Source organism: Halarchaeum acidiphilum MH1-52-1, assembly GCF_000474235.1.
Classification (GTDB): Archaea; Halobacteriota; Halobacteria; order Halobacteriales; family Halobacteriaceae; genus Halarchaeum; species Halarchaeum acidiphilum.
The window spans coordinates 1-18,291 of record NZ_BATA01000014.1; the positions used below are offsets into that span (position 1 = coordinate 1).

22 protein-coding genes, 1 tRNA gene and 2 pseudogenes are annotated in these 18,291 nt (G+C 71.3%); 14 read left to right on the plus strand and 11 right to left on the minus strand.

What is annotated here, in order from left to right:
* The first annotated feature begins 111 nt into the window (after positions 1-111).
* From AOZ13_RS03945 to AOZ13_RS03955, 3 genes are all read left to right on the plus strand, one after another.
* Positions 112-945 carry a pantoate kinase gene (locus tag AOZ13_RS03945; protein WP_021779880.1) on the plus strand — a complete coding sequence of 278 codons (834 nt, stop codon included), beginning with the start codon at positions 112-114 and terminating at the stop codon, positions 943-945.
* Positions 946-1,007: 62 nt separating this feature from the next.
* Entirely contained in the window at positions 1,008-1,769 is a 762-nt protein-coding gene (locus tag AOZ13_RS03950; protein WP_020222713.1) for a 4-phosphopantoate--beta-alanine ligase, read from the plus strand.
* A 103-nt stretch (positions 1,770-1,872) separates the two neighbouring features.
* A complete protein-coding gene (locus tag AOZ13_RS03955) occupies positions 1,873-2,691 on the plus strand; it encodes a DUF7551 domain-containing protein (protein ID WP_020222712.1) in 819 nt (272 codons plus the stop codon).
* 9 nt (positions 2,692-2,700) lie between these two features.
* Here the strand turns inward: AOZ13_RS03955 and AOZ13_RS03960 are convergent, their stop codons facing one another.
* Together AOZ13_RS03960 and dcd are read right to left on the minus strand one after the other, a co-directional pair.
* Positions 2,701-3,606 (minus strand): thiamine-phosphate synthase family protein, encoded by a 906-nt coding sequence (locus tag AOZ13_RS03960; protein ID WP_021779882.1) that lies wholly within the window; start codon positions 3,604-3,606, stop codon positions 2,701-2,703.
* Complete coding sequence (gene dcd, locus AOZ13_RS03965) at positions 3,607-4,218, minus strand: dCTP deaminase (protein WP_020221269.1); 612 nt, start codon at positions 4,216-4,218, stop codon at positions 3,607-3,609.
* 92 nt (positions 4,219-4,310) lie between these two features.
* On the opposite strand from dcd, the gene pth2 reads away from it, so the two are divergent.
* The 8 genes from pth2 to AOZ13_RS04005 all read left to right on the plus strand — a co-directional run bounded on the left by pth2 (position 4,311) and on the right by AOZ13_RS04005 (position 8,486).
* On the plus strand, positions 4,311-4,649 hold the full coding sequence (gene pth2 / locus AOZ13_RS03970) for a peptidyl-tRNA hydrolase Pth2 (RefSeq protein ID WP_020221270.1): 339 nt from the start codon (positions 4,311-4,313) through the stop codon (positions 4,647-4,649).
* Entirely contained in the window at positions 4,649-6,046 is a 1,398-nt protein-coding gene (gene truD / locus AOZ13_RS03975) for a tRNA pseudouridine(13) synthase TruD (protein ID WP_020221271.1), read from the plus strand. Before pth2 ends, truD begins: the two co-directional genes overlap by 1 nt.
* 43 nt (positions 6,047-6,089) lie before the next feature.
* Positions 6,090-6,812: a DUF2103 domain-containing protein gene (locus tag AOZ13_RS03980; RefSeq protein WP_020221272.1), complete on the plus strand. Its 723-nt coding sequence runs from the start codon at positions 6,090-6,092 to the stop codon at positions 6,810-6,812.
* A 127-nt stretch (positions 6,813-6,939) separates the two neighbouring features.
* Positions 6,940-7,227 carry a 50S ribosomal protein L37ae gene (locus AOZ13_RS03985; RefSeq protein ID WP_020221273.1) on the plus strand — a complete coding sequence of 96 codons (288 nt, stop codon included), beginning with the start codon at positions 6,940-6,942 and terminating at the stop codon, positions 7,225-7,227.
* Positions 7,228-7,233: 6 nt separating this feature from the next.
* On the plus strand, positions 7,234-7,368 hold the full coding sequence (locus AOZ13_RS03990) for a DNA-directed RNA polymerase subunit P (RefSeq protein WP_020221274.1): 135 nt from the start codon (positions 7,234-7,236) through the stop codon (positions 7,366-7,368).
* A gap of 23 nt (positions 7,369-7,391) precedes the next feature.
* Positions 7,392-7,664, plus strand: coding sequence for a KEOPS complex subunit Pcc1 (locus AOZ13_RS03995; protein ID WP_020221275.1), 273 nt, complete (start codon positions 7,392-7,394; stop codon positions 7,662-7,664).
* 191 nt (positions 7,665-7,855) lie between these two features.
* On the plus strand, positions 7,856-8,239 hold the full coding sequence (locus AOZ13_RS04000; protein WP_020221276.1) for a prefoldin subunit beta: 384 nt from the start codon (positions 7,856-7,858) through the stop codon (positions 8,237-8,239).
* Positions 8,240-8,243: 4 nt separating this feature from the next.
* Positions 8,244-8,486, plus strand: coding sequence for a DUF3194 domain-containing protein (locus AOZ13_RS04005; RefSeq protein ID WP_020221277.1), 243 nt, complete (start codon positions 8,244-8,246; stop codon positions 8,484-8,486).
* 483 nt (positions 8,487-8,969) lie between these two features.
* Here the strand turns inward: AOZ13_RS04005 and AOZ13_RS04010 are convergent, their stop codons facing one another.
* From AOZ13_RS04010 to AOZ13_RS04020, 3 genes and pseudogenes are all read right to left on the minus strand, one after another.
* Positions 8,970-10,844 (minus strand): DUF2070 family protein, encoded by a 1,875-nt coding sequence (locus AOZ13_RS04010; protein WP_020221278.1) that lies wholly within the window; start codon positions 10,842-10,844, stop codon positions 8,970-8,972.
* A gap of 6 nt (positions 10,845-10,850) precedes the next feature.
* A pseudogene (locus tag AOZ13_RS04015) lies at positions 10,851-11,401 on the minus strand (GMP synthase subunit A).
* Positions 11,402-11,526: 125 nt separating this feature from the next.
* Complete coding sequence (locus AOZ13_RS04020; protein WP_044957359.1) at positions 11,527-12,096, minus strand: DUF7097 family protein; 570 nt, start codon at positions 12,094-12,096, stop codon at positions 11,527-11,529.
* Positions 12,097-12,177: 81 nt separating this feature from the next.
* Here AOZ13_RS04020 and AOZ13_RS04025 point away from each other — a divergent pair, with 81 nt between their 5' ends.
* The 3 genes from AOZ13_RS04025 (at position 12,178) to AOZ13_RS04035 (ending at position 14,823) form a co-directional block, all read left to right on the plus strand.
* Positions 12,178-12,522, plus strand: a complete 345-nt coding sequence (locus AOZ13_RS04025; protein WP_020221281.1) for a DUF192 domain-containing protein — start codon at positions 12,178-12,180, stop codon at positions 12,520-12,522.
* A 225-nt stretch (positions 12,523-12,747) separates the two neighbouring features.
* Positions 12,748-14,274, plus strand: coding sequence for a 2-isopropylmalate synthase (locus tag AOZ13_RS04030; RefSeq protein ID WP_049933822.1), 1,527 nt, complete (start codon positions 12,748-12,750; stop codon positions 14,272-14,274).
* A gap of 183 nt (positions 14,275-14,457) precedes the next feature.
* Entirely contained in the window at positions 14,458-14,823 is a 366-nt protein-coding gene (locus AOZ13_RS04035) for a DUF7522 family protein (protein ID WP_021779887.1), read from the plus strand.
* 36 nt (positions 14,824-14,859) lie between these two features.
* Here the strand turns inward: AOZ13_RS04035 and AOZ13_RS04040 are convergent.
* The 6 genes and pseudogenes from AOZ13_RS04040 to AOZ13_RS04065 form a co-directional block, all read right to left on the minus strand.
* Positions 14,860-14,944: transfer RNA gene (locus tag AOZ13_RS04040), tRNA-Ser, on the minus strand.
* A gap of 53 nt (positions 14,945-14,997) precedes the next feature.
* A complete protein-coding gene (gene mnhG, locus AOZ13_RS04045; protein WP_021779888.1) occupies positions 14,998-15,426 on the minus strand; it encodes a monovalent cation/H(+) antiporter subunit G in 429 nt (142 codons plus the stop codon).
* On the minus strand, positions 15,423-15,707 hold the full coding sequence (locus AOZ13_RS04050) for a monovalent cation/H+ antiporter complex subunit F (protein WP_049933813.1): 285 nt from the start codon (positions 15,705-15,707) through the stop codon (positions 15,423-15,425). Before AOZ13_RS04050 ends, mnhG begins: the two co-directional genes overlap by 4 nt.
* On the minus strand, positions 15,704-16,282 hold the full coding sequence (locus tag AOZ13_RS04055; RefSeq protein WP_049933815.1) for a Na+/H+ antiporter subunit E: 579 nt from the start codon (positions 16,280-16,282) through the stop codon (positions 15,704-15,706). Before AOZ13_RS04055 ends, AOZ13_RS04050 begins: the two co-directional genes overlap by 4 nt.
* Positions 16,279-17,846 (minus strand): annotated as a pseudogene (locus AOZ13_RS15620) (complex I subunit 5 family protein). Before AOZ13_RS15620 ends, AOZ13_RS04055 begins: the two are co-directional and overlap by 4 nt.
* The gene (locus AOZ13_RS04065) at positions 17,843-18,184 is read right to left on the minus strand and encodes a sodium:proton antiporter (RefSeq protein ID WP_394324673.1); all 342 of its coding nucleotides are present in this window, start codon (positions 18,182-18,184) and stop codon (positions 17,843-17,845) included. The pseudogene AOZ13_RS15620 and the gene AOZ13_RS04065 overlap by 4 nt, the downstream one beginning before the upstream one ends.
* Positions 18,185-18,291 lie beyond the last annotated feature (107 nt).

Consider the following 18,291-nt stretch of genomic DNA (forward strand, 5'->3'; position numbering starts at 1 on the left):
AGGCTTTGTGAGGTACTGAACGTTCGGATACGTTCCGGCGGGTGAGGGGTCGGGGACGGCGCTCGACCGGAACTGCAAGTCTTAACCGGGGGCCGTACCGATCACGAGTCAATGACTGGCGAGGCCGCGGCGTTCGTCCCCGGACACGTCACGGGGTTCTTCTCCGTCCACCAAGCGGGGACGCCGGCGAAGACGGGGTCGCGTGGGGCGGGTGTGACGCTGACGGACGGCGTCACGGTTCGCGTCGCTCCGGCGGACGAGCGGACGGTGACGCTGAACGGGACCGAGACGGCGGTACCGGCGGTGGAGCACGTCTTGGAGGCGCTCGACGTCACGGCGTCGGTGGCGGCGTCGACGGATCTCCCGGTCGGGGCGGGGTTCGGCGTCTCGGGCGGGATGGCGCTCGGCGCGGCGCTGGCGGCGAACGGTGCGTTCGGGGGGGACCGCTCGGAGAACGAACTCGTGCGCCTCGCTCACGAGGGGGAGGTGACGGCGGGGACGGGATTGGGCGACGTGGTCGCGCAGGCGCGCGGCGGCGTTCCGATCCGCCTCGATCCGGGTGCGCCGCCGCACGGACAGCTCGATGGCGTGCCGGCGACGGGCCGGATCGAGTACGTCTCGCTCGGCGAACTCTCGACGGCGGACGTGCTCGCTGGCTCGACGGCGCGGCTGTCGACGGCGGGCGTGCAGGCGCTGGACGCGCTGCGCGAGCGCCCGACGATCGAGGAGTTCGTCCGGCGATCGCGGCGTTTCGCACAGCGGGCGGACCTCCTGACGCCGGAGGTGGAGGGGATCGTCACGGACGTCGTGGAGGCGGGCGGCGAGGCGTCGATGGCGATGCTCGGGCACACCGTGTTCGCGCTCGGACGCGGTCTCAGCGACGCGGGGTACGACGCGACGGCGACGCGCGTGCACGACGCGGGCGCGAGTCTCACCGAGGAGTGAGGACGCGTCGGGCGGCACGGCGAGGCGCGGTATTTTTAGCGGTACGCGGCGGACTCGCACGTATGAGCGACGAGGTCGACGTGCCGGAGGATCACCCGCGCTACCAGTCGCTGTTGACGCGTCACCGCATCGAGGCGGGCGTGGAGAAGGGGATCACGAGCACGCAGGGGCTGATCGCGGAGGGGCGCGGGGAGGCGTTCGACTACCTGCTGGGCGAGGAGACGATCCCGAGCGCCGATCGGGCGGCGCGCGCCGCGGCGGCGCACTTCCTGCTCGCCGAGCACCCCGTGATCAGCGTGAACGGGAACGTCGCGGCGCTCGTGCCGGGCGAGGTGGTCGAACTCGCCGAGGCGACGGACGCCGACATCGAGGTGAACCTCTTCGGGCGGACGGAGGAGCGCGTGCGCGCGATCGCGGCGCACCTCCGCGAGTACGGCGCGAGCGAGGTGAAGGGGCTGACGGCGGACGCGCGCATCCCGGGGCTGTCGCACGAGCGCGCGAAGGTCGATCGGGACGGGATCTACGACGCGGACGTGGTGCTCGTCCCCCTCGAAGACGGCGATCGCGCCGAGGCGCTGGGCGAGATGGGGAAGACGGAGGTCGTGATCGACCTGAACCCGCTCTCGCGGAGCGCGCGGGTCGCGACGGTCCCGATCATCGACAACATCCTGCGCGCGCTCCCGAACGTCGCGCGCCACGCCCGCGACCTCTCGGGGTCGCCCCGAGAGACGCTGACGGAGATCGTCGAGGGATTCGACCGGGAGGGCGCCTTGGATGCCGCGGAACGGCGTCTGCGGGAGGGCGCGACGCGCGAGTCGGAGTGAGCGCCGGCGACGGGCCGTCGCCGCCACCCCGCACCACAAGACTCACCACGTTTTAGGAGCGCCTAAAGATATGGCGCGGAGAACGACGCGGAAGGTGACGTAGATGGTTGGACGCACACTCGACGAGATCCGCGAGCGCTTGGAGACGTACGCGTGCGCGGACGGGGCGTACTACCTCGCCTGTGCGCGGACGGGGGAGCGGCCGGTCCCCTCCGGCGAGCACCGGTTCCCGGATCGCGAGAGCGCGACGCGGGCCGCCGACCTCGTGGACGCCTACCGGGCGGAGTTGCGCCAGTACGATCCGCGTCTCCCGCATCGGGACGTCATCGTCCGACAGCTCCCGCGCGGGGCGGACGAGACCGAGCGCACCCACACGCCGACCGATCGGAGCGAGTTCTGTCACGAGGTCGCCGCCGCGGTCTTCGAGACGCTCTCCGGCGGCGGATTCCGCGACGCGGAGCGCGCCGTGATGGACGCCTATCTCGACGCCGCGGAGACCGTGGACGACCCCGACGACCTCTGTCTGCTCCTCCTGCGCAGCGTGGGCGCGGTGCTGGACGAGGCGCTCACCGCCCACGAGCAGGAGGTCGTGCTGAATCGGGCGGCGGGGCGCCTCGATCCGGTGGCCGCCCCGGACGACGCGCTCACGGACAGCCTCGACAGCGTCGCCGCCGCCGGCCTGCTCGACGCGTACCACGTCGACGGGCCGGGCGACTCGCCCACGGTCGCCCTCGACGGCTACGCGCTCGGTCGCGGTCAGCGCGTCCTCACGCTCCCGCTCGCGGTCGAGTTACTTCGACGCCGCCCGGGCGCGGACGTCCGCTTCGAGCCGACGCCGGACGACGAACCGGGCTTTCGCGTCACGGTCCTCGATCGGCCCCGCCATCACCCGCAGGGTCTCCTCCGGGTCGGCACCTCGTAGCGAACGGGGTTAACAGAACTCGCGGATGGCCGTCGCGACGGCCGGCGCGTCGTCGCCGAGCACGTAGACGATCGGCTCGACGCCGTAGCCGCCGGTCTGGTAGAGCGCGCGCGTTTCCGGCGCGTCCGCGACCACGTCGCGCACGGCCGCGCGGACGTCCGCGGACTCCGATTCGGCGGGGAACTCGACCGGCTCGTATCCCGCCTCACCGAGGGCCGCCACGAGGTCGGCCGAGTACGCGACGTTGAGCGCGGCGCGCGCGTCGCTCCCGGCGTCGCGGGCCGCGAGGAGCACCGTGGCGACGTGCGCGGAGACGCCGAACTCGGGGTCCGCGGGGACGGTCGTCTGCCCCATCACGTCGAAGATCCGTCCGGGGACGCCCGCGACGTCCTCCGGGGTCTCCGCGTCGGGGAGGCACTCGACGAGGTTCGAGCCGACCGCGGGGATGCGCGTCGCGAACCCCGACGTCCGCTCCAAGAGGCGGACGCCGCGGCGGAGGTCGGCGAGGACGTGCTCGCGCTCGCGGAGGGTGTCCTCGCCGGTCCCGCGGAAGTCGACGTCCGTTCCGGCGAGTTCGGGCATCTGCTCCGCGTGGACGTCGGCGAGCACGTCGCCCGGCGCTTCGAGGTCGCGGACGAGCGCTTCGGCCTCCGCGAGCGCCCCCACGCGCGAGAGCGTGCCGTCCGCGAGACCGTCCGCCACCTCGGCGACGTGGTCGGTGACGCGCTCGTCGTCGGCGATTTCCGCGCGAGTGCCGACCTCTCCCTTCGCGTACTTCGAGACGGCGCTCTGGCTCACGCCGAGGAGGTCGGCGACCGCCTGCTGGGTGAGTCCGCGTTCGCGGAGCGCCGCGGCGAGCAGCGAGCGATAGGTGGGGAGGAACTCGTCGACGACGACCTCCTCGACGAAGCGCATCTACTCGCCCCCCGTTCCGTGGCCGCCCTGCTCGCCGCCGAACTCCGCGTCGCCTTGGATGCGCGAGGCCTGCGGGCCGCGCTGGTCCTGATACTTCGACCCGCGCTCGGCCCCATAGGGGCGCTCGGCGGGCGAGGAGAGCTCCGTGAAGACGAGTTGGCTGATGCGCATATCGGGGGAGAGGGCGACCGGGGCGGTACCGAGATTGGAGAGTTCGAGCGTGATCTGCCCGCGGTACCCGGGGTCGCACAGCCCGGCGGTCGCGTGCACGACGATGGCGAGTCGGCCGAGCGACGAGCGACCGTCGACGTGGGCGACGAGATCGCGGGGGATCTCGACGCGTTCCTTCGTGGTGCCGAGGACGAAGTCGCCGGGATGGAGGATGAACTCCTCGTCGGCCTCGACGACGGTCTCGGTGACGTAGTCCTCGACCTCCCGCTCGTCGGTCGGGTGGATGCAGGGGATGTTGGCGTGCTGGAATTCGAGGAAGCGCTTGCCGAGTCGGACGTCGATGCTCGCGGGCTGGATCTGGAGTTCGGGATCGTCGAGCGGCTCGACGACGAGGTCGCCGGTCTCCAAGCGATCGAGGAGGTCGGCGTCGGAGAGGATCATACGCGTCGAGAGGACCCCCGGGCTGTTAAGCGGCCCCGTTCGCCCCGGCAGCGGGTCGCCACGCCTATGCCCGCCCGGCGGCTTGCGAGCGTATGAAGCAGGTCATCGCCGCCCGGACGGACCTCGGGATGGGGCGGGGGAAGCTCGCCGCGCAGGTCGCGCACGCGGCCATGAACGCCGCGGAGAACGCCGACCCGGACGCCGTGCGCGCGTGGAAGGACGCCGGCCAGCCGAAGATCGTCGTGAAGGTCGGCTCCGAGTCGGAGCTGCTGGCGGTCGCGGAGAACGCGCGCCGACGCGGCCTCCCGACGTCGATCGTGCGCGACGCCGGGCGCACGCAGCTCGATCCGGGGACGGCGACGACGTGCGGGGTCGGTCCCGCGGAGGACAACGAGGTCGACGCCGTCACGGGCGACCTCTCGCTCTACTGATGCGCGGGGCGCACCCGATCGAGCGGGCCGTCGGCATCGGCTACTACGCGAGCGACGCGCCCGGGACCGGTGGGTCGCTGCGCGAGTCGGCCGCGGACTTCCGCGTGCGCGAACTGGAGGCCTTCGACACCGAACCGCTGGACGCGCCGACGGGCGACTACCCGCACCTCGTCTTCCGCGCGACGCTCACGAACTGGGACACGAACGGGTTCGCGCGCGACCTCTCGAACAGGCTCGGGATCAGTCGCGAACGCGTCTCGTGGGCCGGGACGAAGGACCGCAACGCCGTCACGACCCAGCTGTTCAGCGTGCGCGGCGTCGATCCCGACGACCTCCCCGAGATGCCGAACGCCGAGATCGAACTCGTCGGGCGCGCGGGCCGCCCCATCCGATTCGGCGACCTCCGCGGGAACGACTTCACCATCGTCGTCCGCGACGCCGATCCCGCGTCGGTGAGCGACGTGACGGGCGAACTCGCGGCGTTCGGGGGAACGGACGCGAACGACGCGAGCGACGGGGAGGGACGCACCCCGGGCGGCGAGGGAGACGGCGACGAGCGCGACGCTACCGGGGGAGCGACGAGCGTCGGCGTTCCGAACTTCTTCGGTCAGCAGCGCTTCGGGAGCTATCGGCCCGTCACGCACGAGGTCGGGCTGGCCGTCCTCCGCGGCGACTGGGAGGGCGCCGTGATGGCGTACATCGGGAACCCATCGCCGGACGAGCCGCCGGAGACCCGCGAGGCCCGGGCGTTCGTCGAGGAGACGCGCGACTGGAGCGCGGCCATCGAGCGCTATCCGAGACGGCTGCGCTACGAGCGCGCGGTGCTGAACGCGCTCGCGGAGAACGGCGGAGAGGACGAGGAGGACTTCCGCGAGGCCCTCGAAACGTTCCCGTCGAACCTCCAGCGACTCTTCGTCCACGCCGCCCAGTCGTACGTCTTCAACCTGATCCTCTCGGAGCGCCTCGAACGCGGTCTGCCGTTCGACCGCGCACTCGCGGGCGACGTCGTCTGCTTCGCGGACACCGACGGCGAACCGGTCCTCCCGGACGTCGATCGGACACAGCGCGTCACCGAAGGCCGCGTGGAGGTCGTGAACCGCCACCTCGAACGGGGACGGGCGTTCGTCACCGCGCCGCTGGTCGGCACGGACACGGCGTTCGGCGAGGGCGAACCGGGCGAGATCGAGCGCGCGGTCTGCGAGGACGTCGGCGTCGAACCGGAAGACTTCGACCTCCCCGGATCGTTCGACTCGACGGGGACGCGGCGCGCGATCCTCGTCCGGAGCGACGTGGCGGTCTCGTACGACCCGCTCACGTTCGACTTCGCGCTCCCGAAGGGCAGCTACGCGACCGTCCTCCTCCGGGAGTACCTCAAGAGCGGTCCCCTCGACCTCTGAGGAAGCAGGGCGGTTTTACGTCGGAGGATCCTTCGTCCGGCGTATGGAGTGTTCGCGTTGCGGGTCCCCTCTCGAGAAACCGGGCGATTACTGCCTGCGCTGTGAGACCCGTAACGCGGACGCGGTCGTCGTCCACGCCGAGCGCGACCACGCGACGCTGACGTTCCTCGACGAGGAGGAGATCGTGGGACGGACGGACATCGCGACGACGCCGGAGGCGGACGCGGACCTCGAAGGGCGGCGGGTGCGGAACTTCGCGGGACGGATCGCCGACGAGGTGCGACGGAAGCGCCCGGAGGAGGTGTACGTCGCGGGCGACCGGGCGGTCGTGCAGGCGGTGCGAGCGGACCTCCACTACGACGTCTATCGCGTTCCCGAGGACGATCCCGTCGCGGCCGTCCTCGAACGGCGGGAGGAGCGCGAGCTCGACGTCGTGGAGAAGGCGCCCTCGGAGAAGATCGGCGGGACGCACAGCACGCTGATCGGCGGCCGTGTGGGTCAGCGCGCGATCCGCGAGGTGGCCGCCCACCCGCACGTGAAGAAGGTGATTCCGGGACCGATCGAGGCGGGCGGATCGGGCGCGCGCGGCGGCGTTCGCGCGAAGGTGACGCGCGCGGACGACAATGGGAACGTCCGCCTGCTGATCCGCGACGGTTCCAGCGTGCAGGAGAACCGCGTCGTCACGACGGCGATGGATCGCGAGACCGGCGAGCGCGTCCGCGACGATCTCAACGAGGCGCTGGAGGAGGCCGACCTCGCGGGATAGCGCGGACCCGCGCGGCGACGCTCGCGTGACGGCGGGCGAAGATGCGGAGCCGCGAGCGAAGACGGGGAGCGAGCGCGAGTGCCGACTCGCAGGGCTTATGTGCGCGCTGGGGCTAGTAGTCGATATCATGGCCAGCAAGGGCTCCAACGGCACCGGTAGCGCGGGGCGCTTCGGCGCGCGCTACGGTCGCGTCGCGCGGCGCCGCGTCAGCGAGATCGAGAGCGACACGAACGCCGATCACACCTGTCCGGACTGCGGCTCGGACTCCGTGGACCGCAAGGGCACGGGCATCTGGCAGTGCGGCAAGTGCGGCTACAAGTTCGCTGGCGGCGCGTACCGACCGTCCACGCCCGGCGGTGAGGCCGTCACGCGCTCCATTCGCACCGCGCTCGCCGAAGAGGAATCCGAGGCGTAACGCTCCATGGCGTACAAGTGCTCCCGCTGTAAGCGCGACGTCGAACTGGACGCCTACGGTGGCGTCCGCTGCCCCTACTGCGGGCACCGCGTCCTGCTGAAGGAGCGCAGCCGCGACGTCAAGGAAGTCAACGTCGAATAACACGGATCGGACCACCGGGAGACGTGCGCGCGACCCACCGGACGTCCCTCGTTTTCTCCTACGATTCCGAGCGCGTAGCGACGGCGATCGCTCGCACGCTCAGCGTCGAGACCGGCGAGATCGAGGGCGGGCGGACGCGCGCGCGCCTCGAACGCGACGGCGCCACCGTCCGCATCACGGTGACGGCGACGGACCTGACCGCGCTGCGTGCGGGGACGAACTCGTGGACGACGCTGATCGAAGTCGCCGAGCGCGCGACCGAAGCGGGGGCGGACGCCGCGACCCTAGATGAGTAGGTCGTAGGTTCTTCAGTCCGGGGTGCGTGGTTCCGAGTGCCGGTCCGACGGATGGGTCGGGCGCTCGGTCTTCGGGCCCCGGCCCGTCCGATTCCCCCTCCCCTCTCGACCGGCTCTTCCGAACCGGCGAGCGCGAGCGGTGGCGATGGGCAAAGCGGGGGTTTTTACCTCCGGACGTGCAGGTATCGTGCATGCAGGGCAACCTTCCGCCCGAGGCGCAGGAGAAGCTCGAAGAGCTGCAGGACCTTCAGGAGAAGGCCCAGACGGTCGCGACCCAGAAGCAGCAGGCCGAGACCCAGCTCAGCGAGGCCGAGACGGCTCTCGACGAGCTCGACGAGATCGACGAGGACACCGTCATGTACCGCGAGGTCGGCGAACTCCTCGTCCAGACCGACTACGCGGAAGCGCAGGAGGACCTCGAGGAGAAGGTCGACAACCTCGAGATCCGCGTGCAGTCGCTGGAGAAACAGGAGCAGCGCGTCGAGGACCAGTTCGAGGAGCTTCAGGAGGAGCTTCAGGGCATGCTCGGTGGTGCGGGCGGCATGATGGGCGGCGGTCCCGCCGGCGGCGCGTAAGGCGATGCCGAGCGACGAGGTAGTCGTCCAGACCGCCGCGGAAGCCGCGGAGGGCTACGTCTTCTCGCAGGTGAAACAGTCCGACGTCCGCGACATCGACGTCGCGGTGACGTTCGAAGACGGCGTGCTCACGGTGGACGTCTACCTGAACGCGCCGGACGCCGGTGTCGACGAGGACGAACTCGCGGACGACGCCGCGCGCGTCGGTCGCGAGGCGGTCGACGACCTCTTCGCGGCGGAGGAGTAACCACCGGCGCGTTCTTCGGTTCTCTCGAGTCGCGAGCCGCAGGTGTGGCGAACACCGATCCGTCCGTTCCGCGCGGCGAGTGGACCGGGGGTTTCGTGGATCGCCGCGCGAGTGCGGTTACATGGGGGACCATGGTCCCGTCTTCCGAGAAGAAGTCGAGGCGTGTCAGCGGACGCTCGCGCCGAACAGGAGAGTGATGATGCCATCGATACCGGCGGCCGCAACGAGAGTCGTGATCGAGTCGGTCTGCGTCGAGACGCCAGCTTCGCCGGTCTCGCGGACTCACGGTGTTCCGCGCGTGGGCACGAAAAGGTCGGTCGCGATCAGGCGGTGCGGCCGCGGTCGATCGGAGGCGGTCGCGATCAGGCGGTGCGGCCGCGGACTGCTCCCGCGGTGCTCCCGCCGCGAGCGCTCCGCGCTCGCGGGACTGTTTTGGTGACGGTAAACGGGGGTTCGCACCGCGAACCCTCCGCAGAAAACGCGTCACGTGAAGAAGAAGATGAGCGCGCTGATGAGCACGGTGACGGCGACGACGACGGCGCCGAGGACGCTGCCGAGGGCGATGACGGCGTTGGCGTGGCTGGCGAGCGTCTCGGTGCGGTCGTTCCCGAAGACGGTGACTTCGGTGTGTTCGGTGGCGACGCCGGCTTCGACGGGTTCGAGGTCGGCGATGGCGTCGCCCGCGAGGTCGCCGACGAGGTCGCGGAGTTCGGCCTCGTCGAGGACGTCGCCGACCTGATTCTCGGATTTGACGGTGTTGACGATGTGAGTGTCCGTCGTCATGATCTCGACGGCGTCGCGGGCGAAGCCGTGGGCGTCCACGAGGTCGCCGACGAGGTCGCCGCGGAGGCCGGGTTCCATGTTGTTGCCGTCGACGAGGACGTAGCAGGTGCGCTGGCCGTCGACTTCGGTGACGGCGACGCGGACGCCGAGCGGGCCGATGCCCTCCTGTGGCGTCCAGACGGTGCGGTCCCACGCGACGCCGAGGGAGAGGGGGGCGCGCTCGGTGTCGGCGAGGCGGCCGCCGAGGTCGCCGGCGCCCTCGATGAGATTGAAGGAGCGCCGGCTACCGGGAACGACGTGGCCGAGGTCCTCGCCTTGCAGGCCGTTGTTGGAGTTGTGGGCGTCGGCGAGGAGGACGTCGTTGAGACCGGCGCGACGGGCTTCGGCGGCGGCGGCGAGACCGACGGCGTACTCGACGTCGTCGGCGAACGCGGGCGCGAAGGTAGCGGCGAGGAGCGCGCCGTCGTCGCCGAACCCCTGCCCGAGGAGGCTGGCGTCGCCGTGCGTGGTGCGGACGCTCGGCGTGGCGTCGCGCCCGTACTCGACGTTCGCGGCGGCGCGTTCGGCGGCGTCGACGAGGGTGTCGACTTCCTGTTCGGTGACGAGATTGAAGTCGTGGCCGGCGGTGGCGTGCGGGGGGAAGGCGAGGCCGTCGGCGGTCTCGGCGACGCGCTGGGGGAGGTTGCCGCCGCCGATCTCGCCCATGGGACCGGGGTGGATCATCGGGAGGACGAAGCGGGCCTTCTCGTCGCCGTCGGGGCGGCGGAAGGAGAGGACGGTGACGGGGACGATGGCGTCCTCGCCGATCTGCTCGAAGAAGTCCTCGAGTTCGCGCGTGCCCTCGGCGATGTGGCCGATGAACCCCCGGAGGAAGTCGAGTCCCGAAACGCCCAGACTCTGACGCCACGGCCGGTCGATGGTTCGGATGAAGCCGTAGGCGACGAGCGCGTAGAGGACGCTCATCCCGACGAGGAGGAGGAGGTCGTCGGGGGTGACGAGCAGGAGGCGCGAGGGCGCACTCTGCGGTCGCGAGAGGTAGGCGTTGAGGAGCGGGACGTCGATGGTGAGATATCGCATCGTCCCGGAGTAGACGAAGAGGAGGACGCCCGCGGTGACGGTCTGAATGCTCGCGGGGACGGCGGCGAGCAGGAGGCTGTTGCGCGAGACGGCGAGGACGATGAGCAGGCGCAGGGCGAAGACGAGCGCGAGTGCGGCGATGAGGACGTCGAAGACGAAGTTCTGTCCGAGGCGCGTGAGAACGGCGATCACGCTGGCGACGGCGAGGAGCGCGACGACGAGCAGTTCACAGCAGAGCGCGAGGAGCGACGAGCGGTTGTACGTGAGCTGGCCGTCGAGCCAGCGGTCGACCGGCGTGGTGAGGAGGCTGGCGGCGACGGTGGGAATCCCGACGTAGAAGACGCCCTGCCACACGTCCTCCAGCGGGTAGGAGGCGGTGAACGCGGCGACGCCGGCGAGCGCGGCGACGAGGAGGGAGAAGGCGAGGCTCGCGTACCAGTTCGGGGCGCGGAAGATGAACCGCGAGAGCGCCGCGAGATCGCCCTGCGTCTCGGTCATGGACGCCTACTCGCAGCGCGCGAGGAAGTTCTCGAAGACGACGTCGCCGGCTTCGGTGTGTGCGACCTCCGGGTGCCACTGGACGCCGTAGCGTTCGCGCTCGGGGTCGCTCATGGCCTCGACGTCGCAGACGTCGCTCGTCGCGGTGCGGGCGAAGCCGTCGGGGACCGCGTTCACCTCTCGGCGTGACTCGCCCACACGCGCGTCTCGGGGGCGAGCGAGCCGACGAGCGGGTCCTTCTCGTCCACGATCTCGACGGTGACGTCCGCGTAGCCGCCGTACTCGCCGCTTCCGACGTCGCCGCCGTACTCCGCGGCGATGAACTGCATGCCGAGACAGATCCCGAGGATCGGGACGTCGAGGTCGAGATACTCGTCACAGCGTCCCGTGCGGTCCATGCTCGGGCCGCCGGAGAGGACGAGGCCGTCGTACGCGGCGAGGTCGGCCGGTGCGGTGTCGTTGTCGACGAGTTCGGTGTCGACGCCGAGGTCGCGGAGCGCCCGGTGTTCCAAGTGCGTGAACTGGCCGTGGTTGTCCACGACGGCGATACGCGTCATGGGGGAGTCTATCGGCCGTCACCGTAAAAAGCCCTCGTAGTCCGTCGAGGCGCGAGACGGGCGTCAGACGGGGCGCTGCCGGTCGTCCCGCGAGAGCGGTGGCGGGCGATCGACAGATCAGCGGGTCACTCGTCGCCGCGCCGCTCGGCTGCCGTCTCGAAGCCCAGTTCGGCGAGTTCGTCGCTTCTGCGTCCCTCCGCCGCCGCGAGCGCCTCGGCGCTCGGGGACGCGTCGTCGTCGATGCGCGCCCACGCGTCGTGGACGGCGGCGTGACACCACCGACAGAGGACGACGGTGATCTCGTGGGCGGCGGACGAGTCGGCGCCGCGGCCGGCACGGTCGCCGTTCGCTCGGTCCGCGGCCTCACGTTCCTCGTCCGCGTAGGAGAGGTGGTGCTCTTCGAGGAGCGGGCGACCGTCGCCGTGGGCGTCGCGGCGCGCTTCGAGACCGCACCGGGCGCACTCGCGTTCGTCGCTGGTCGAGCGGTAGTGGGGGCAGTCGCACCACTCGCAGTCGCCGGCCGCGGCGGGACAGCGGTAGTCCGCGCTCGCGCGTTCGGCGGCGAAGTCGCGATCGTGTTCGGGGTGCTCGAAGGCGTAGCGGCACTCGCCGTCCCCGGTGACGTGATCGCAGACCCCGGCGTGCGCGTAGGGGTCGTCCACGCCCACGGCGGTCCCGGTCGGCGTCTTCTTCACCGCCTCGTCCTCGCGCCGGGAGCGGCAAAACGGTTGCGCGCGCCCCGAAGAGTGAAACGGGCGGATGCCGTCGTCCGGGGCGTGCGCGTAGTCCACGATCGGGGGGACGAGACGGCGGTGCTGGCGAGCGAGGTCGATGTCGCCGACTCGTTCCTCTCGCGGGCGCGCGGGCTGATGTTCCGCACGTCGATCCCTGCGGGGTACGCCCTCGTCTTCGAGTTCGACGAGCCGAAACGCCGCGACGTCCACATGGTGTTCGTCCCGTTCGCCATCGACGTCCTCTGGCTCGTCGACGACGAGGTGCAGCGGGTCGAGACCCTCTCGGCGTGGACGGGACTCGACGCCGCGGAGGCGGATCGGTTGATCGAACTCCCGGCGGGCGCGGCGGCGGGCGTCCGCGTGGGCGACACCGTGCGGGTGGCGTGACTGCGGGTGGCGCGACTTGCGGGTGGCGTGACTGCGGGTGCGGGCACGACCACCCCACCGTCACGGATATTCCCGATGGTTCCGACCAGTTTAAGAGGCTCGGCGTCCTCGGTGGGAGTACGATGACGTCAGATACGACGACGTCGGAGGATAGAGGAAGTCGCCGCAGGGCGGCTGGCCGTGAAATCCGACGGTAACGAAACCACACCCGACAGCGAGTTCTCGATGGACTTCTTCTCAAACACCACCCGCAGCGACGGCGACGTACAGTTCCTCGACACGACCCTCCGGGACGGCGAGCAGGCGCCCGGTATCTCCCTCAGCCCGGATCAGAAGGCGGACATCGCCCGCCGACTGGATCGCGCGGGCGTCGCGGCCATCGAGGCCGGGAGCGCCTGCACGAGCGCCGCGGAGCGCGAGACGATCCGGCGCGTCACGAGTCTCGGTCTCGACGCGCGGATCACGAGCTTCTGCCGCGGCGTCCAGCGCGACGTCGATCTCGCGCTCGACTGCGACGTCGACGGCGTCCACATCGTCGTGCCCGCGAGCGACCGGCACGTCGAGGGGAAGGTCGGCTCGACGCGCGAGGAGGTCGTCGAGACGACCGCCGAACTCGTCGCGTACGCGAAAGAACACGACCTCTGGGTCGAGGTGATCGGCGAGGACGGCTCTCGCGCCGACTACGACTATCTCGAAGCGCAGGCCGAGGCCGCCTTCGAGGCGGGCGCCGATCGCTTCTGTTACGCCGACACCGTCGGCCACGCCTCACCCGAGGAGGTCTATCGGGGCGTGGCGCGCCTCGCCGACCACGGGCCGGTGAGCGTGCACACGCACGACGACCTCGGGCTCGCGGTGACGAACGCGCTCGCCGGTCTCGCCGCGGGCGCGGATCTCGTCCACGGGACGGTCAACGGCATCGGCGAGCGCGCGGGCAACGTCGCCTTGGAGGAGGTCGCGATCGCGCTCTGGCACTGCTACGGCGTCGAGCCGATGGCGACCGAGTCGCTCTACGATCTCGCCGCGGCCGTCTCCGAGGCGACGGGCATCCCGCTCCCGCCGAACAAAGCGGTCTCGGGCGAGAACGCCTTCGCGCACGAGTCCGGCATCCACACGGACGGCACGCTGAAGGACGAGCGGATGTACGAGCCGTACCCCCCGGAAGCGGTCGGGCGCGAGCGCCGCCTCGTCCTCGGGAAGCACGCGGGGCGCGCGGGCGTGCGCGCCGCGCTCGCCGAACACGACGTCGAACTGGACGACGACGCGCTCGCGGCGGTCGTGGAGCGCGTGAAGACCCTCGGTGAGAAGGGGCGTCGCGTCACGGACGCGGATCTGCTCACCATCGCCGAGGACGTCCGCGGGCGCTCGCGCGAGCGTCGCGTCGAACTCCTCGATCTGACCGCGGCGAGCGGGTCGGGGACGCCCTCGGCGAGCATCCGACTCCGCGTGGACGACGACGAGCGCACCGCGGCGGGCACCGGGAGCGGTCCCGTCGACGCCGCGTTGGGCGCGACCCGGCGGGCGCTCGGCTCCGAGTTCTCGTTCCACCTCGAATCGTACCACGTCGACGCCATCACGGGCGGGACGGACGCCGTCGTCACCGTCGACGTCGAGGTCTCGCGGGGCGACCACTCGGTGTCGGTGTCCGCGAGCGACGCCGACATCACCGTCGCGAGCGTCACGGCGGTCCTCGACGCCCTCGACCGACTCCTCCCCGAGGCCGACGCGGAGGACGCCGTGCCCGCGGACGACTGAAGCGTGGCGCCTTTGGAGCCACGTTGCAGCGAGCGGTGAGCGAGAGCGAGGCGTGAGCCGCGCGGTCGCTTGCGACCGCGGTATCGCGAGCGGTGAACGCAGTGAACCGCGAGCCGCGTGGCGCCGTCGCGTAGCGACGGCCGGATACTCTATGGGGATAGAGACCATACCGCACGAACGAGCATGAGTGATCCACCGACGGAGGCGCTCACGAGCGCGTGCCGAAGCGCGATCGGCGATTCGCTGCGGAGCGTCGTCCACTTCACCGACGAGGGGTACGAGCGGGTCTATCTGCGCGAGGACCTCGACGCGGCGGCGGATCTGGAGTGTTTCGTCGAGAACGAGCGCACGGGGTTCGAGCGCCGCGACACCAGCCGCGGCTCCGAGCTGGGCGCGTACGAGTACACGATCCACGGCTACGAGAACGGCGCGCTGACGCGCGTCGTCGGCGACGACGCCGGCGTCTTCGTCACCACCGATCCGCTCTCGGCGTCGCGCTTCGAGGAGGTGGCGGTCGCCGTGCGCGACGTGCTGAACGGGCGGGCGTGAGCGACGCTCTCGAACGTGCAAACGAAAGGGGTGGAGCGCCGAGGGTGAGATTCGAACTCACGAGTCCGTGTGGACAGTTGCTTTCGAGGCAACCGCCTTGGCCAGGCTAGGCTACCTCGGCTTACTCCACCGTAGTGCGCTTCCGACTTTAGCCGTTTCGATTCGGATCGGGGGTCATTCCTCGTCGCGGTACGCCGCGACGTCGAGTTTCCGCGCGGCGCGGGAGATGAGGTGCGCGCCGGTAGGGGCGGTGACGAAGAGGAAGGCGATACCGACGAGGGAGGTGAGTCCGGCGCCGAAGGGACCGAAGCGGACGAAGCCGGCGAGGAACAGCGAGGCCGCGCCGAGCGTCGTCGCCTTCGACGTGGCGTGCATCCGGTTGTAGACGTCCGGGAAGCGCAGCAGGCCGAGCGCGCCGACGCAGAGGAAGAACGTCCCGACGACGACGAGCGCGGCGACGACGGCGAGCCGGAGGTCGGTGGGACCGGCGGCCGCGGCGTGTGCCCCCGTGCCCGTACCCTCGGCCGTGGCCGCGGCGGCCGCGCTGATGGACTCGCGGACGGGCGCGGACGCGGTGATGAGCGAGAGCGAGTGCGGGATCACTCGATGATCGCCCCCTCGGTGAGGTACTTCGCGGCGACGACCGTCGTCACGAAGCCGACGATGGCGAGCATGACGGCGACGAGGACGAAGAACGAGCGCTCGGCGTCGAGGGCGTGGAGGACGACGAGCGCGACGACGCCCGTCGAGACGGCGTCGAGCGCGACGGCGCGGTCGGGGACGGTCGGTCCGACGACGACTCGATACGTACAGGCGAGCGTCGCGAGCGCGGCGGCGACGCCGCAGCCGAGGAGAACGAGGTGATAGATGTCGGTGACGTTCATCGCTCGCTCACCTCCGCGTCGTCCCCCTCGCGGACGACGTCGCGCGCGGGCGTCTCGGGATCCGCCTCCTCGTCGAAGATCGTGAGGGCGTAGCGCTCCCAGCGCCGGATGGGGGCGACGACGGCCGCGACGTCGCCGACGTCGACGGCGTGGACGAGGAGGGCGTTCGCGTCCGCGTCGTAGTCCATGGTGAGGGTGCCGGGCGTGAGCGTGATGGAGTTGGCGATCGTCGTGATCGCGGCGTCGCTCTCGACGCGCAGCGGGACGACGAGGACGCCGGGGTCGAGGCGCGGCGATGGCGCGAGCACGCGCTTCGCGACGTCGACGTTCGCGGTGAGGAGTTCGTAGACGAAGACGGCGAGGTACTTCCCGGCCGCGGGGAGCATCGCGCGCGTCCGCCCGAGTTCGCTGCGTCCGGGGAAGAGCGCGCGGAAGAGGTAGGTGACGGGGAGCGAGAGCACGAGTCCCGTGAGGAGACCGGCGGCGATCCCGTCGAGCGTCCCGGGCGTGTCGGAGACGAACAGCCAGACGACGCCGAGGACGACGCCGGCGGTGATCCAGCGCGGGACCTTCACGCGACACCACCCCCGAGGACCGCGCGGACGTAGGCGTCGCGGCCGGCGTCGGTGGCGACGTGGCCGGCGGCCTCCGCGAACCCGTAGACGGGACCGAAGCCGACGCCGACGGCGAGCACGCAGAGCGCGAGGGCGGCGACGACCGCGAGGCGGACGCGGTCGGGACGCGCCATCGCCTCGACGGCGGGAGTCCGCGCGCCCCAGAAGCCCCGGACCCACGTCCGCGAGACGTAGGCGATGGTGAGGAGTGCGCCGAGGACGGCGACGCCGAGCGCGGCCGTCGCGCGCCGAGCGCGGCCGTGCGGAAGACGAGGAGCTTCCCGAAGAAGCCCGCGAGCGGCGGGACGCCGACGAGCGAGAGCGCGCCGACGAAGAACGCGCCGGCGAGGACGGGCGCTCGGCCGGCGATCCCGCCCAATTCCCCGAGGTCGGTCGTGCCGGTCGCGTCGCCGACGAGACCGGCGACGAGGTAGAGCAGCGGCTTCGCGAGCGCGTGGTTGAGCGCGTAGACGAGCGCGGCGGCGACGCCGACGGCGCGGAGGGCGGGGACGCTCGCGGCGACGGCGAGCGGGAGCACGATGAAGCCGACCTGTCCGATGCTGGAGTACGCGAAGGTCTCCTCGAGGGTCGGGCGGTCGATCGCCGCGAGACCGCCGACGAGGATCGACGCGCCGGCGAGCGCGAACAGCACGGGACCGTAGGCGGCGAGTAAGGCGTCCGCGGTGCCCGAAAAGCCGATCGAGAGACCGGGGTCGGCGGCGGCGAAGACGACGAAGCCGACGCGGATGATCGCGTAGACGCCGACCTTCTTCGCGACGCCGGCGAGCATCGCGGTCGCGGGCGCGGGCGCCGCGGCGTAGGCGGACGGCACCCACCACTGGAAGGGGACGAGACCGGCCTTGAGCGCGAAGACGGCGAGCAGGAGGAGCGAGAGACCGAGGACCGGCGTCGCTTCCGCGGGCGAGGCGTCGGCGAGCCAGCGCGCCATGTCGGCCATGTTGAGCGTGCCGGTGACGCCGTAGAGACCGCCGACGGCGAGCAGCATGACGCTGGAGCCGACGAGGTTCAGCGCGACGTAGCGGGTCGCGGCGAGCGTGCCGTCGGCACCGCTGTAGAACGCGACGAGACCGTAGGAGGCCATGAGCGTCACCTCGAACCAGACGAAGAGGTTGAACAGGTCGCCGGTGAGGAAGGCGCCGGTGGCGCCCGCGAGGAGGAAGTGGAACAGCGCGTGATAGGAGACGCGCTGGCCGGGCGCGTTCACCGCGCGGAGGCTGTAGACGAGGACGAGCGGCGCGACGAGTGCTGTGAGCGCGAGCATGAACCCCGAGAGCGGGTCGGCGACGAGCGTGATACCGTACGGCGCGGGCCAGCCGCCGACCTGATAGGCGATGGTGTGCGCGGGGGAGACGCGCGCGAGGAGCGCGCCGACGGCGGCCGTGTAGCCGAGGACGCCGAGCAGGCTGGCGGCGCGCTGGGCGCGCGGGACGACGCGCAACAGGAGGCAGGCGACCGCGGTCGCGAGCGCGACGAGCAGCGGCGCGATGACGAACTGGGTCGTCATCGGACCGCCCCCGTGATCTCGTCGAGGTCGATGGTGCCGTGCTCCTGATACGTCCGATAGACGAGGACGAGCAGGAGCGCGGTCGTCGCGAAGCCGATGACGACGGCCGTGAGGACGAGCGCCTGCACGAGCGGGTCGGTGACGTGGCCCTCGCCGTGGCCGACGACGGGCGCGACGCCGCCGATGCCGCCGACGGTGACGAGGTAGACGTTCGTCGCCTGTGAGAGCACGAGGAGGCCGAAGACGACGCGCACGAGGTCGCGCCGGAGGACGAGGAACGTCCCCGCGGCGAAGAGGACGCCGAGCGCGAGCGCCGTGACGACTTCGGGGTCGCTCACGCGCGCCACCTCCGGCGGCGAGTGTGAGTCGGTCGACCCATCGAGTCGGTACGCGTCGGTCGAGTCATCGAGGCGGTACGCGTCGGTCGAGTCATCGAGACGACGCG